Annotated in this window: 11 protein-coding genes; 4 read left to right on the top strand and 7 right to left on the bottom strand. The window is 62.0% G+C overall.

Annotated features, from left to right (window positions below):
* Window positions 1-188 precede the first annotated feature (188 nt).
* From pgmG to A7A77_RS06640, 3 genes are read right to left on the bottom strand one after another with little or no spacing between them, the layout of a single operon-like run.
* Entirely contained in the window at window positions 189-1,601 is a 1,413-nt protein-coding gene (pgmG, locus tag A7A77_RS06650; protein WP_066555593.1) for a phosphoglucomutase/phosphomannomutase PgmG, read from the bottom strand.
* A 59-nt stretch (window positions 1,602-1,660) separates the two neighbouring features.
* Complete coding sequence (locus A7A77_RS06645) at window positions 1,661-1,951, bottom strand: hypothetical protein (protein WP_082835964.1); 291 nt, start codon at window positions 1,949-1,951, stop codon at window positions 1,661-1,663.
* Window positions 1,948-2,772: a division plane positioning ATPase MipZ gene (locus tag A7A77_RS06640; protein ID WP_066555589.1), complete on the bottom strand. Its 825-nt coding sequence runs from the start codon at window positions 2,770-2,772 to the stop codon at window positions 1,948-1,950. Before A7A77_RS06640 ends, A7A77_RS06645 begins: the two co-directional genes overlap by 4 nt.
* A 116-nt stretch (window positions 2,773-2,888) precedes the next feature.
* Between A7A77_RS06640 and panC the strand changes: the two genes are divergently transcribed.
* A complete protein-coding gene (gene panC, locus A7A77_RS06635) occupies window positions 2,889-3,749 on the top strand; it encodes a pantoate--beta-alanine ligase (protein ID WP_066555587.1) in 861 nt (286 codons plus the stop codon).
* A 9-nt stretch (window positions 3,750-3,758) separates the two neighbouring features.
* On the opposite strand, the gene A7A77_RS06630 is transcribed toward panC, so the two are convergent.
* A complete protein-coding gene (locus tag A7A77_RS06630) occupies window positions 3,759-5,033 on the bottom strand; it encodes a DUF3422 domain-containing protein (RefSeq protein WP_066556022.1) in 1,275 nt (424 codons plus the stop codon).
* 166 nt (window positions 5,034-5,199) lie between these two features.
* Here A7A77_RS06630 and A7A77_RS06625 point away from each other — a divergent pair, with 166 nt between their 5' ends.
* The 3 genes from A7A77_RS06625 (at window position 5,200) to A7A77_RS06615 (ending at window position 10,288) form a co-directional block, all read left to right on the top strand.
* Window positions 5,200-5,538 carry an HNH endonuclease gene (locus tag A7A77_RS06625; RefSeq protein ID WP_066555586.1) on the top strand — a complete coding sequence of 113 codons (339 nt, stop codon included), beginning with the start codon at window positions 5,200-5,202 and terminating at the stop codon, window positions 5,536-5,538.
* Between the two features lie 57 nt (window positions 5,539-5,595).
* Complete coding sequence (locus tag A7A77_RS06620; RefSeq protein WP_066555585.1) at window positions 5,596-7,467, top strand: ABC-F family ATP-binding cassette domain-containing protein; 1,872 nt, start codon at window positions 5,596-5,598, stop codon at window positions 7,465-7,467.
* A gap of 166 nt (window positions 7,468-7,633) precedes the next feature.
* A complete protein-coding gene (locus A7A77_RS06615; RefSeq protein WP_172799855.1) occupies window positions 7,634-10,288 on the top strand; it encodes a DEAD/DEAH box helicase family protein in 2,655 nt (884 codons plus the stop codon).
* A gap of 225 nt (window positions 10,289-10,513) precedes the next feature.
* Here A7A77_RS06615 and A7A77_RS06610 read toward each other — a convergent pair whose 3' ends face one another.
* From A7A77_RS06610 to A7A77_RS06600, 3 genes are read right to left on the bottom strand one after another with little or no spacing between them, the layout of a single operon-like run.
* Window positions 10,514-11,506 carry a phospholipase C/P1 nuclease family protein gene (locus tag A7A77_RS06610; protein WP_066555582.1) on the bottom strand — a complete coding sequence of 331 codons (993 nt, stop codon included), beginning with the start codon at window positions 11,504-11,506 and terminating at the stop codon, window positions 10,514-10,516.
* A 38-nt stretch (window positions 11,507-11,544) separates the two neighbouring features.
* On the bottom strand, window positions 11,545-12,825 hold the full coding sequence (locus A7A77_RS06605; protein ID WP_216635557.1) for a YdcF family protein: 1,281 nt from the start codon (window positions 12,823-12,825) through the stop codon (window positions 11,545-11,547).
* On the bottom strand, window positions 12,826-14,736 hold the full coding sequence (locus A7A77_RS06600) for a TonB-dependent receptor domain-containing protein (protein WP_245638413.1): 1,911 nt from the start codon (window positions 14,734-14,736) through the stop codon (window positions 12,826-12,828). It abuts the gene before it with no gap.
* Window positions 14,737-14,789 lie beyond the last annotated feature (53 nt).

Below are 14,789 nucleotides of genomic sequence, written 5' to 3'. Positions count from 1 at the left end.
TGATGACTTTTTTGCAATGATGTCAGTAAGCACCCAAAATCAAGGGGTTATCACCTGAATCAGGTTTCAGAAAAATATAAGCCCTTGGAAAGCTGCATTTAATTTAGACACACTTTGTGTATTTTACATACTTTTGTCCGGATTCGGACGACCTAACGCCGCCCGATATCCATGCTGCACTGCACGAATCAATGAGCCGCCTGCGGCCCGCGTTCCAGCCCCGATAGCGCCAGTTGCCCGTCGATCTGGTCCATCAGGCGGGCCAGCCCTTCCTCGCTATCGCTCTCTGCGCGGGCGACCAGCACGTCCTGCGTGTTGGAAGCGCGCAGCAGCCACCAGCCGTCCGCATTGGTAACCCGCACCCCGTCGGTCGCGTTCACCTCGTCAGGGCTGTCCTTCAGCCGGTCCTTCACCTCGTCGATCACGGCGAACTTGCGGCTCTCGTCCACCTGAAACCGCATTTCCGGCGTATTGATCATGTCCGGCATCGCGCCGCGCAGTTCCGTCACCGACTTACCCAGCCGGGCACTGGCCACAAGCAGGCGGATACCGGCGTAGAGCGCATCGTCGAAACCGTAGTATTCGTGCGCGAAGAACACGTGCCCGCTCATCTCTCCGGCCAGCGGGGCACCAGTTTCCTTCATTTTGGACTTAATCAGCGAGTGGCCGGTCTTCCACATCAGCGGCTGGCCGCCATGTTCGGCAATCTGGTCGTAGAGCGCCCGGCTGGCCTTCACGTCCGCTATGATGGTGGCACCGGGGACAAGCTTCAGCAGGTCCTCGGCATAGATCATCAGGAGCTGATCGCCCCAAATGACCCGCCCTTCGCCATCGATCGCGCCGATCCGGTCGCCGTCACCGTCGAAAGCCAGTCCGAAGTCGAGGTTCTTGTCCGCGACAAGCGCACGCAAGTCGGCGAGATTCTTCTCCTCGGTAGGATCTGGATGATGATTAGGAAAATTCCCGTCGACATCGGTGAAGAGGGTAAAGTGCTCCCCTGGAAGCTTGGTGACCAGCGCTTCGATGGCCGGCCCCGCCGCGCCGTTCCCCGCGTCCCACCCGATTCGAAGAGCGGACAACCGATCCTTGCCTGCCGCGTCCAAAGTGGCGAGGGGGGCGAGGAGCCGCTCGATATATTCATCCATGATCTCGCGGACCTCGACCGTGCCCGACCCGTCGAGCCAGTCGCCGGCCGCCGACATTTCGCCAAGCCCGAGGATGTCCGCCCCGAAGAACGGCCGACCCTGAAATACCATCTTGAAGCCATTGTAATTGGGGGGATTGTGGCTGCCAGTTATCTGAATGCCGCCATCCACATCTTCGGCTGAGGCTTCCGCGTAATAGAGCATCGGCGTCGGCCCCATGCCCACGCGCACGACATCGCAGCCGGTCGCGGTCAGCCCTTCGCACAGCGCATGTTCGAGGATGGGGGAACTGACGCGGCCGTCGTAACCGATAGCGACCTTCTTGCCCCCCGCGCGGCGCAGCAGGGTGCCGAAGCTGCGCCCGATGGCGCGGGCGTCGTCCGGCCCCAGCGTTTCGCCGATGATCCCGCGGATATCGTATTCACGCAGGACAGTTGGGTGGAAGCTGTGGGTCATTCTCGGCCTTTCGCTGCTGGCAGTTCACCGGCACGCATCAGGACGAGCGCGCCGCTTGGCTATAAGTCCTTTGTGGGGGCAGTTTGTTCCAGCAGCAAGTCGCGGGCGGTGTCTATCCGGTGTACCTCGTCAGGCGAACCGCCCTTGTCCGGATGCGCCGCGATCAGCGCGCGGCGGTGCGCGGCCAGAATTTCCTCCCGCGTGGCGAAGCGCGACACGCCCAGAAGCGTGCGGGCCTGAGCCTGCTGCTGCGACTTTTCCGATGCCGACCATGCCTGCCACGGCCACTGCTTGAACAGCATCCGGAATGCGATCCCCGCCACGATGACGAGGATGATGAGCTTCATCACGCCGCGCGCGCCTCTTCGGTATCGGCCTCATCGGTCGCGGGCCGATCGGGCACCGGCAGGTTGAGCCCCCTGACCAGCGCGCGCAGTTCCTGCCGCGCGACGAGGTGGCTGGTGGCAAGATCGCCAAGATGCCCCTTGTCCAACAGGGTCAGGCCGGACGGGAACAGTTCGCGATAGATGACACGTTCCGAAAGGCCGGGCGTCACGCGGAAACCGACGCGGCGCGACAGTTCTGTCAGCGCTTCGTCGATACGGCGCATGTTGCGCGCCTCGACATGCTGGACACGGTTCCTGAGGACCACCCAGTCCATTTCCCGCTTGCCCTCGTTCACGGTGGCAAGGCCGCGTTTCTTGCGCGCTTCCCAGATCAGTTCGGCATAGAACGACAGCTTCTTCACCTTGAACGTCTCTGCATCGACCTGCCCGATCAGGTCGAAGTCGACGAAGCTGTCGTTCAAGGGCGTCACCAGCGTATCGGCCTGCGTCGCGACGTGGCGGGCATACTTGTCATCGCGGCCCGGCGTATCGAAGACGAGAAAGTCGAGACCGTCGCTGATTTCGGCGATCATTTCGTCCAGCGCATCCACGCTCGGCCCGCCGAACACGCCCACGGCAGCGCCGGGCAGTTCGATGTCGCGGCGCTTTTCGGTGTCCAGCCGGTTCTCGAAATAGCGGTAGAAGGTGCGCTGGCGCGGATCGAGATCGATCGCGCCGACTTTCGCGCCCTGATAGGCGAGGGCGACGGCGACGTGGACGGCCGTGGTCGATTTACCGGTGCCGCCCTTTTCGTTGGCAAACACGATCTTGTGCGGTTGGGTCATCGGTCCTCGCGAGCAAATGGGCAACAAATTGGCCATGCAAACCGGGCACGCCCCTTGCCGAACGGCAGGCGGGCGCTAGAGCTTGCGGCCTCAGTTTACCGGAAGGGCCGAGACAGATGCAAACAATCCGCGCGCTCAATCCACTGCGGGAAACGACAGCGGCCCTGCGCCGGGCGGCTGGCACGGGTGCGCGCCTTGCCCTGGTGCCCACGATGGGCGCGCTTCATGACGGGCATCTGACGCTGGTGCGACGCGCGCGGGAAATGGCCGAGATCGTCGCCGTATCCATTTTCGTGAATCCCAAACAGTTCGGCCCGAACGAGGATCTGGACGCCTATCCCCGCCAGCTTGAACGGGACAGCGAACTGCTGGTGGCAGAGGGCGTGGACCTGCTCTGGGCGCCCGATATCACCGCCATGTATCCCGAAGGTTTCGCCACCAACATATCGGTAGAGGGGGTGAGCGCAGGGCTTTGCGGCGCGGACCGCCCCGGCCATTTCGACGGCGTGGCGACGGTTGTGTGCAAGCTGTTCAACCAGGTCGCGCCCGATATCGCCCTGTTCGGGGAAAAGGACTGGCAGCAGCTGGCCGTCATCCGCCGCATGGCCCGCGATCTCGACCTCTATGCCCCGCTGCCCAATGCCATCGTCGGCGTGCCGATCGTGCGGGAAGCGGACGGCCTTGCCATGTCATCGCGCAATGCCTACCTGTCGGCCGATCAGCGCAAGGCCGCCGCCGCCCTGCCCCGCACGATGCGCAGTGCGATCGAGCGGTTGACCATCGGGCATCCGGCCAAAGACGTTCTCGGCACGCTATCGGCAGACGTGCTCGCGGCTGGTTTCGACAATGTGGATTACGCCGAACTGCGCGATGCGGCATCGATCGAACTGCTGGCCGAACCGAACGACAATGCCCGCCTGTTCGTGGCCGCGCGCATCGGCGGCACGCGGCTGATCGACAACATGGCGGTTGGCTAGGCCGCTCCCCTAATCGTGCAGGATCCGCTTCTTCAGGCGGTGAATGCCCAGCCACATCGCGATCACAACGAACGGGGTCAGCGCGGCCACGATGATGGTGGCCGGCACATGCAGCGGCGTCTTCTCCAGCCCCTTCAGCATGTAGGACAGCAGCCCAATCCCGTAATAGCTGAGCGCCACGACGGACAGCCCTTCGACCAGCTGTTGCAGCCGCAGCTGCGTGCCGATCGACTTTTCCATGGAATGGAGCAGCCGCCCGTTCTGGTTCTCGATCCGCGTTTCGACACGGGTGCGGAACAACGAGATGAACTGCGCGGTGCGCTGCGCCAGCGTTTCTTCCCTGCGGCGGTGAGAGGCACAAGTGCGGATCGCGGGCAGGAAGCGTCGCTGGGTAAAATCCGCCAGCGACTGGAAACCGGCAATGGGCCGGATGCACAGGTCTTCCAGCCGTTCCTCCACCAGCGTGGCATAGGCCGCCGTCGCGCTCAGCCGGAAATCGGACGATGCCGCCTCCGTCATCAGTTCCATCGACAGGCCGGTGACTTGCTGCAGCAGGGCATCGTCGGTCACGTCCGCGCTTCCCACCCGCTCGCCAAGCCCGGCCAGCTCGCGTTCGATCTTGTCCAGCACCGCCCAGCCGCGCTGCGCCACTGGCAGGCCAAGCAGGGCAAGGTTGCGGTAATTGCCCAGTTCCTGCAGCCGCTGGACCGTGCGCGACAGGTCGCCCGCCGGCATGCCATTCGCCGCCACCAGTACTGCCCCGAAACCGTCGTCGTGCAAGTGAAAGTCGGACCAGATGCGCGCGCCGGCGCCGGTGCCGACGTGGCAACTGACGAGATCGTTCGGTTCGAACGCGAAGCGCCCCAGCAATTGCGCCGCCGCCGCTTCATCGGTCACGATGGCCATCCGCGTCGCCCGCATGATCTTGCCCGGAAAAGTCATCATCCAGGCGATCGCCTTCGCCACATCGGGATCGCCATCCGGCTCCAGCGCGGCCATCGCCCCGCGCGCGATGAACAGGGTGCTGGCACTCGCCTCGCTATGCCGTTCCCAACCGAAAGATATGCCCGGTGCAATCTGCGCCTGCATGTGCCGGGGATTGGGCGACGGTTGCAGCTCCGCCCCGACAGGCAGCGCCGCGATCGCTACGTGTTCGGCCTCACGCTCATCCGGCGAAACCTGCCGCAGAATCTGGATCACGGTGCAATCGGGCACCAGCGCTGGCCAGCGCCGCAAATGCATTTCGCTGACGACGGATCGCCGCAATTCGTGTTCGCCCTGCATACCCCTCCCGATCACTGCGCCACCCGTGGCCGATGCGCATCCTGCCGCAAAGCACCTTCGGGCGGCAAGCACCTGAAAGGATAACTCCGCGCTGCGCGGCAGTGGTAATGCCGGACGCAGGCATTAAGAGAAGGCGACCGCCCGTCCATGCATTCAAGGCAGACCAATGGCTCGCAAGCACTCCAGACACGATTCCTACGACGATCCTGAGCGGGATGATGACGCTCCGGCGCCTGCGCACACCTGCTGGCTTTGCGGTCGGCCGACCGGCAAGAACATGGTCTGGCATCACCCCGTCCCCAAAAGCAGGGGCGGGAAGGACGTGGTGCCCATGCACCCCATTTGCCAGCAAACGCTGATCGCCAATTTCACCAATTCCGAATTGCAGCGCTATGGCATGGACGTGGAGGGCTTGCTGGCCAATCCGGCCATCCGCAAGTTCGTCGACTGGGTGGCCAACAAGGATCCGGATTTCACCGCGACCACCGCCAAGAAGAAGCGCTGATCGGGTTTCGCCCATTCAGTCATTGGGGCCGCCGCGCACTGCTGCTATGGGCCGCGCATGCTTACCATCGACGACATCACCGTCCGGCTTGGCGGCCGGCCCATTCTCGAACGCGCCAGCGCGACGATCCCGCATGGCGCGCGGGTCGGGCTGATCGGCCGCAACGGGGCGGGCAAGTCGACCCTGATGAAAGCCGTCATCGGCGACATAGAGCCGGACGAAGGCCAGATCGGCAAGCCGTCGCGGGCGCGGATCGGCTATATCGCGCAGGAAGCGCCCGATGGGTCGATCACGCCGGAGGAAGCGGTTCTCGCCGCTGACGTGGAGCGCGCCCGCCTGCTGGTCGAAGCGGAAACGTGCACCGATGTCGACCGCCTTGGCGAAGTGCACGAACGCTTGCTCGCCATCGACGCCTATAGCGCCCCGGCACGCGCGGCCAAGATCCTGAACGGCCTGGGTTTCGACGAGGATATGCAACGCCGGCCGCTCTCCAGTTTCTCCGGCGGCTGGAAAATGCGGGTGGCCTTGGGTGCGCTGCTGTTTTCAGAGCCCGACATCCTGCTGCTCGACGAGCCTTCGAACCACCTAGACCTCGAGGCGACGCTGTGGCTCGAGAATTTCCTGCGGTCCTATCCCGCGACGCTGCTTGTCATCAGTCACGAGCGCGACCTCCTCAACAATGTCGTCGACCACATCCTGCATCTGCAAGGCGGCAAGCTGACGCTCTATACCGGCGGCTATGATGCTTTCGAGAAGCAGCGCGCAGAGCGCGCGGCGCAGATCGCATCGGCCAAGGCGGCGCAGGATGCCCAGCGGGCACGGCTGCAGGACTATGTCGCGCGCAACAGCGCCCGCGCCTCGACCGCGAAACAGGCACAGGCCCGTGCCAAGATGCTGGGCAAGATGCAGCCGATCGTCGCACTGATCGAAGATCCCTCGCTCAGTTTCGAATTTCCATCGCCGGGGGAACTGCGCTCACCGATGATCTCGCTCGACGGGGCTGCCGTGGCCTATGGCGATGCGCCGCCGATCCTGCGCCGGCTCGACTTGCGGATCGATGCGGATGACCGGATCGCGCTGCTGGGCCGCAACGGCAACGGCAAGACCACCCTTGCCCGCCTGTTGTCGTCGCAGCTCCAACCCGTCGAAGGTGCTCTGGCCGCGCCGGGCAAGCTGAAGGTCGGTTATTTCACCCAGTATCAGGTGGAAGAACTGGCGAGCGATGCAACGCCGGTCGAACTGATGACCCGTGCGATGGAGGGCAAGACGCCTGCGGCGGTAAGGGCGCAGCTGGGCCGGTTCGGATTTTCCGGCCCACGCGCCACGACGCAGGTCGACAAGTTGTCGGGCGGGGAGCGGGCCCGGCTCGCCCTTGCGCTCATCACCCGCGATGCACCGCACCTCCTCATCCTTGACGAACCGACCAACCACCTCGACGTCGATGCGCGCGAAGCCCTTGTCCAGGCGCTGAACGACTATTCGGGCGCGGTGATCCTGATCAGCCACGACCGGCACATGGTGGAACTGACGGCGGACCGGCTCGTGCTGGTCGATGGCGGGACCGCGCGCGAATATGCGGGCAGCATGGACGATTACATCGACTTCGTGCTGGGCCGGAACAAGCCAAGGAAAGAGGCGAAGCCCGGCCCGGCAAAGGCCACTTCGGCCGACTCTGCCAAGTCACGCGCCAAGGCCCGCTTCCTGAAATCCGAACTGGCCTCGGCAGAGAAGGCCATGAACCGGCTTCAGGCCAGTCTGAACGAAATCGATCAGGCGATGTACGAACCGGCAAAGGCGCCTGCACATCTGGCCGATACATCGATGAGCGACCTGCTGACCCGCCGCGCGCAAGTCAGCGATCAACTGGCGGCAACAGAGGCGGAATGGCTGGCACTGGGCGAACAGCTGGAAATGCTCGAACCCGTGTAATTCTGTGATCGTAGTCACCCTTTTCGATCATTTTCACGACAAGCATTGCAGACAGTAAGTGGGCCGGAAACAGTCAGCCAGCTTTACCAAAGATATGAGGCCTCACGGGACATCAGAATGGTCGTCGAGCGTCGGGGCAGCTATCGGTTCGCGAATGATTGACGAGATGCTCTTCAAAGGGAACTGGCGCGACTATCAGGCGCGCGTACTTGAAGAGATGGACGAGCATTTCGGCGACGGGAGGCTGCATGTCGTCGCCGCCCCCGGTGCCGGGAAGACGGTGCTCGGCCTCGAGATCGTCCGACGCACCGGAAGGCCTGCACTGGTATTTGCGCCGACAATCGCCATTCGCGAACAGTGGGCGCACCGCCTCTGCCCCCTTTTTCTCGAAAAGCCGCCCTCAACAGGGGCGATCTCCCGCAACCTCGAAGACTTGCGAGAATTGACGCTGACCACCTATCAGGCGCTCGATAGCCTGCGGCGCGGCGAGGAACTCGATGCGCTGATCGAGGCGCTTAATGGTCGAGGACCACTGACGCTGGTTCTGGACGAAGCACATCACCTGCGGCGGGAGTGGTGGAAAAGCCTCATCGAGCTGGTCAACCGGCTGGACGATGTCCGTCTGGTCGCACTGACCGCAACACCGCCTTATGATGCCAGCTTCGCCGAATGGTCTCGCTACGAAGAACTTTGCGGACCGATGGACCTTGAAATCGGCATTCCCGAGCTGGTGCGCAACGGCGATCTCTGTCCCCATCAGGATCACCTGATTCTGTCGGAACCAACGGAAGATGCGCTGGCCCTGCTCGATAGAAGGCGTGCGGCCATTGGTCAGTTGCATGTGGAATTGCACGAAGATGACGGGTTGCTGGACTGGCTGGCGGCGCATCCATGGCTGACGGATTCGGAAGCGCATGTCGAACAGATCCTCGAAGCGCCCGAGATGTTATCGGCAGCACTGGTTCTGCTGGCATCAGCTGGACGTGAACTGCCCCGCCCCCCGCTCAAACTGCTTGGCGTGTCATCGCGTAGTGTGCCTCCACCCTCTCTGTTCTGGCTCGAACGCTTTCTGGACGGTGTGGTATCGCAACACACGGCCACCTTTCCGCTTGGTACGGCACAACTCAAGAGCCTGCGCGATCGGTTGAATCGTCACGGACTGATCGAAGGCGGCCGCGTTCGGCTGCAGCACACACGCTCTGTCTTCAAACTGATGACCTCCAGCCTCGCGAAGCTGGACTCGATAGTGGACATTACGAAAGCCGAACAGGACGCGCTGGCCGCGAATCTGCGGATGGTCGTGCTGTCGGATCATATTCGCGCTGGCGAGCTGCCGAACCGGCCCGATGCGCAGTTCAGGCCTGCCAAGCTTGGCGTGGTGCCGATCTTCGAGAAGCTGCGGCGCTCTGGCATGGCGAATGACTATCTTGGCGTCCTGACTGGTAGCCTGGTGATCCTTCCCAGGCGCGCGCTATCCACGCTGGAGCAGATTGCCGACGAATTGCACTTCGATCCCCACGCATTTCGATCAGGCGATCTGCCGGGTTGCCCGGAACACGTGCGTATCGAATGTAGGACCGGTGGCACCGCTGAACTGGTGCGCCTCGTCACGGCCCTATTCACGCGCGGCGATGTTCGGATACTTGTCGGCACGCAATCGCTGCTTGGCGAGGGATGGGATGCGCCCGCGCTCAACAGCCTTGTCCTTGCGAGCAATGCGGCGTCCTTCATGCTGTCCAACCAGATGCGCGGACGAGCAATCCGGGTCGATCCGGCCAGGCCCTGCAAGGTAGCCAATATCTGGCATCTGGCGACGGTCGATCCGGTGGATCGTGAAAGCTGGGATGCGGTTGCCGCGAACTTCAACTGGGGCTTTCTGGGCGATGGTGACGCGCCCGGCCTGTCAGACATCGAAGTGGTCGCGCGCCGCTTCAAGGCGTTCGAAGGGATTTCCAACGGAGCCTCCAGACTGATTGAAGACGGCGTTGCCCGCCTGGGACTCGATCCATCGAAACCGGCGGCATTCGCGAACCTCCAGACATTTGCAGTCGCAGCCGACCGACCAGCCATTGCAGAGCGCTGGAAGGTGTCGCTCGGTGAAGGGGACGAGCGAGCGCGAGTGCGTGAGACGGCGGCCCCCCGCCACGCACCGCGTGCGATAAGCTGGTTCGATACTTTACAGGCGCTAGGCTGGAGTGCCGCAGGCAGCGGGGCGTTTGCAGCAGCAAATGAATTGCGCGGGTTGGCGTCATATGAAGGAATTGGCGTCATCGCGATGGGTGTTGCCGGTGTGGCGACACTGGCCAGCCTGCCGAAACTGGCAAAGGCGGGCAGACTCGTCTGGCGCAATGGATCGCTCGAAGGCAGTCTTGAAGCGGTTACCGGGATTGTCCTGCGCTCGCTGGTCGATGCCGACATCATTAGCGGGCGCGAACTGGATACTGCCCACGTTGAAATCCGTACAAGCCTGGACGGGCGCAAAGATATCGTCCTGACCGGAGTGAGCCGGGCCGCCGAGCGACAGGTTATGCAGGCGATCGCGGAAATCCTGGGGCCGGTGCAAAACCCGCGCTACCTCTTGGTGCGCAATTCGTGGCTCGGCCTCAAGACGCGAGTCGATTATCATGCCGTTCCCACTGCGCTGGGTGCCCGAAAGGAATTTGCTGAACGCTTTGCCGAACTCTGGCATGGCGATGTCGGCTCCTCGAAGCTCGTATTCACACGAACTGCGGAAGGCAGACGGGCATTGCTAAGGGCACGCGCGTCCTCGTTCGCGGCGGGATTTCAGCGGATCGTGGATAGGCGGTCTGTATGGTTGTGATGGGCCGTTAGCGGAGTAACCGCTGTTAGAGGCATGGACCGTAAAAGCGGACACTCGATGGATGTTCGCCGGGCATTCATCCGGTCGTCAAATGGCTTTCCCGCGACCGGGGTTCAGTAAATACTGTCGGCCATAATGGCATGATACACCTGATGACGTCGGCAGAACCGCCCGGATGACGGCAGGTATCCAGGCGATCTTATCCGCTGCAGTCTGTCGTGAACGTCAGGCAGGTGCTGTTCCTGTTTCGGGATCATAGCCGGGTGCATCAGGATCCTGCGGGCGGTGCGGCCCATTGCCCTGCGCAGCGCTTTCCAGCCAGGCGCGATAGAGCAGGTCACGCAACATCCCGGCGCCAAAGGCGGCACGATCATAAGTATATTCGCGCGCTTCCTCGTCACGGTTGTGCAAGGCGCCGTTCTTGTCGAACCGGAAAATCGCTTCGACGTGGCTGTTGCTCTCAGCAATGTAGTCAAGAACGGCGTCAAACAAATCTCCGTTCTGGCGCGATGGCGCAGAGATGCGACCGGACAGATTCTCAGGCGTCAGTCCGATGGCGTCAACGAACTGCGATTCAAAGCGGCCATGAACTTCACCATCCGTTGCATATCCATTTGGATTTGGGCCTACCCACCCCTCGCAATGGATCGAAACATGCATCGGATTGGCTGCATCGCCCACGTAATGACCCATCCAGGCCGTGTAAAAGGCAATGGTCTGCTCGATCCGGCCCGTATCCTGTCCGGCATCGCGCAGGCGGCGGTATTCACGCATCGCGCTGACAATGCGACCGTACCCCTCTGCAATTGCGTAAGGCATGGTGCCGGTCCAGCGCACGTTCAGCCGTTCGGCCGCTTTCGGATCTTCTGCCGCCACGGCCTGATGTTCGCGATAAAGGGCAAGAACGAACGCGTAGCGCGACCGTGGCACGGGATCGAGGAAACGCAGCCTTTCGATAAACCATGTGTGGTTGGGGTCCTCGGCGATTTTCGAAAACGGTTCCGATGAACCGCGCCATTTGTCCGGCGCCGTGGATGCCCCGGCGATCGTGGCGAGATTGTCACGCAGAAAGACCGGGCCATCTTCTGGCAGTGCTTCGATCGCTGCGATGTCGATGGCCGAGTGACCGCGTTCGCCCCATGCATGCGCTGTCGCCGGAACAACAAAAGGGGCCACGAACCAGAGTGATTTGGCAAGGGCGCAGATTGGCTTGAGCATCGTGGCGGTCTTTCGCTTTCGTATTCTTGGGAAGGATTTCAAGGATCGAGCGGGTCCATGGCATCTACATGGAAAGAGATGGGCAACGGCCGGAAGGTCAGGGAAAGGGTGTCCGGTCCAGGCGCGATGACGCCGGGCTGGTATCCCAGTTCCGAAATGTTGCGGCGCATCAGTTCCTCTCCGCCGATATATTCTATGGTCTCGGGCGTGGAGAGGATAAGCGCGTCGCGCTCTGCCGACATGCCGGCAGACAGCATCAGGCGTGCGACATTGCGCAAATTGGTCGTGGTGTGCCGGGCATGCGGTTCCATCAGGATACGGTCGGCGGGCACTCCATATTGTTCGATCAGTTCCCGCCGCATCTCCGCCGCTTCGTTGAAACGGGTGCGCGCCGGGTGGACGGCGCCGCCAGACACTATGATGACGGGCGCAAGGCCCCGGCTTAGCCGGTCGGCCGCAAGGCGCAGGCGCAAATGGCCAAGGGGGCCGGTGCTGGATAACGCATCGTCAGGACCATGACCAAAGACCAGCAGCGCCGTGTAGGGAAACTGCTCCCGGGCGTCTCTCTCAAGTCGGGCAAGCGTGACCGCATTGTCGCCGCCGAGCACCGGGCGGTGTTTCGTGGCATCGGTGCGCTCGTTCACGATCAGCAGGGTTGTTGCCTGACGAACGGGCCCTTCGAAGAAGAGATCGTCCGATCTGCCCTGAGCCAAGGTGACGGTATCCAATGCTGTCAGCAACGTGCCGTAGTCCGGTCGGGCCGTATCGAAAATAGCCGGGTCGATATCGGGATAACGCGGTGCGTCGCCGCCGGCATAAACCTGCATAATCGCGTTCATGCTGCGTGCCGCATCGGTCCAAGCCGCTTTCAGCAGGCCTGTATCGTCCAACCCCTCATGCAGGGCGAAACGACGGGAAGGTCGCAACACGTTTTCGACCAGCAACAGGCGATCGTCGGTTTGCGCCAAATGCGCCAATCGCGCGCCGACAAGGGCGATGTCTGCCTCTGTCCAGAGCCACGGCGTGACCCGACATCCCGGCAAAGGCATGCAATCCGCAGCCCCCGTTACGCGCTGTGCGCGTTCGCGGGCAAGATCGACCAGCGGTCGGTCATTGCGCAATGCGGATGCCCAGGCCGGATCAGCCCGAAGCGCGACCAAAAGCGGAAAATTCAATGCTGCCAGTGGAGAACGGGCGTCGACCGGCACGGCGGTGGCGGAGGAATTTTCCTCTGCCAACGCAGGGGAGACGGTTTCAAGCGCGACCCCCGCCGCGACCAGCGCGGCGGAGGCAAACAGCATTCTGGTCAAGCGGCGCACTTACCAGCTCTTCTTGACGACCAGGCGTACGTTACGACCGAAAATCGGGCGGCCGTAAATTGCTTCGGTCGTTCCCTGTCCGCTCAGGATGTCACCGCGCGGATCGCCTTCGGTCAAACCCTTCTCGTTGAAGAGATTGTCGCCCACGACCTGCACCTGCCAGTTGTCGCGGCGAAGAGTGATACCCGCACCGACTGTCCCATAGGCAGGAAGCGCGGTGTTGTTGTAAAGGTCGGTGTAGCGGCGGGACTGATAGGTGTAGCGACCGTAGACCGAGATATCGGTATCGCCCGCCATGAAATTGAAGCTGGGGCGAAGGCTGCCATAGACCTTGGGCTGGCGAGGGATCTGATTGCCTTCGGCAAGGCTCGGATCGGCGCCGTTTGCGTTCTGGAAGTTCTTGTACTTCGGATCGCTGACCGTCAACGCACCGTTGAGGGTGAACCAGTCCGTCAGGGCCGCGGCTCCGTCGAATTCCACGCCGAGCACCTGTGCCTCGCCGATGAAAGGTATGCTCACATCGTTGCGGCCGGTTACCGGATCATAGGCGAAGAAGGACGAATTGATCGGATCGTAATAGGTGTAGAAACCGGTGACGTAGAGATAAGACCGGCCCGATGCGAACTTCAGACCGACTTCGTACTGGTCTGCCTTCGACGTTATGATCGTCGGATTGATGCTTGTCACCGTCTGCGAGTTCGGCGGCGTTTCCAGGTGCGATGCGCGACCATACATGCCGAACGATCTGGAGAAATCGTAATTCGCGCCCACCGTCCAGTTGGTGACATTCGTCTTGTGCTTCTGGTTGATCGTTACCCCGCTGAACGCCCGGGTCGTGTCATCGGACAGCGTCGTTTCATCACCCAGGTTCACTTCCACGGTTTCGACGGCGTACCCCCGATAGTCATAGCGTTCGTGACGGATACCGGCATCGATCGTCAGACCGGGCGACAGGTCCCAGGTGTCATTCGCGTAAAGCGCGAACATCGTGGCGTCGGTTTCACCGCCGCTCAGCGAAGCCGCGCGGTTGACCACTCCGTCGTCTGTGACCCGACCAATCACCGCGCCCGAGGCATCATAGGCGACAAGGTCCAGCGTTCTGGGCTGTCCGGCCACCTCGATCAGGTAATTTTGATAAACGGCGAACTTGTCCTGCCCATAGGCAGCGGCATAGGCACCAATGTTCACGTCATGGCTGCCAAGACCTGTCTCGATCCGGCGGGCGACAGAAAGATCGCCTTGCGCGGAATAGAAACTGGATTCGATATCGCGATACTGGCCGGTCATCACCAGGCCTGATGCGGCATAAGGGTCATAGGCCGTATCGGTACCAGCCAGCGTATATCCGAACGAGGCGACCGGCCCGAATGCCGATGTCGCGCGATCAAGGAATCCGGCCGCATAGGCATCAGCATCGGACGGATTGGTGGTCGAATAGAAAGCCTGGAACTTCACCTTGCCCTGCGTGTAGCCGGCCTTTGCCGATACCAGCCAGCCATCGAAATCCGCTTCATAGCGGAGGCCGACATTCATCATTTCCATGTGGCGACCATCTGCAAGATCGCCGGTCCGGCTCTGAAGCTGGCCATTGCCGTCGCGGTAGAACAGATTGACGTTGCGCAGCGAAGGCGAATTCATCGTGCCGTCGAAGTAGTCGATGTACTGGTCCAGCGATTTGCCTGGATTGTTCGGGTCTGCGATCGGAATCGGCAGATAGAACACGTTATGGTCGTTGACGTAATTGACGTTCAGCTTGATCGAGCCATTGTTGGTGTCATGCCGGATATTCGCACGGATCTGCCCACCGCGATCATTGGGAAAGCCGTTGTCGCGATAACCGTCGTGCTGACGGATGAACCCGCCCACCGCGACGGACGCTTTTTCTGATCGTTCCTGAATCGTCGATGCCACTGCCGCTTCCGAAGCGGTGAATGCGAGGATCGACGCATTGAATGGCAAACCTA

Origin of the sequence: Croceicoccus bisphenolivorans (genome assembly GCF_001634625.1) — a bacterium.
GTDB lineage: Bacteria > Pseudomonadota > Alphaproteobacteria > Sphingomonadales > Sphingomonadaceae > Croceicoccus > Croceicoccus bisphenolivorans.
This window is presented reverse-complemented; position numbering and strand designations above follow the sequence as displayed.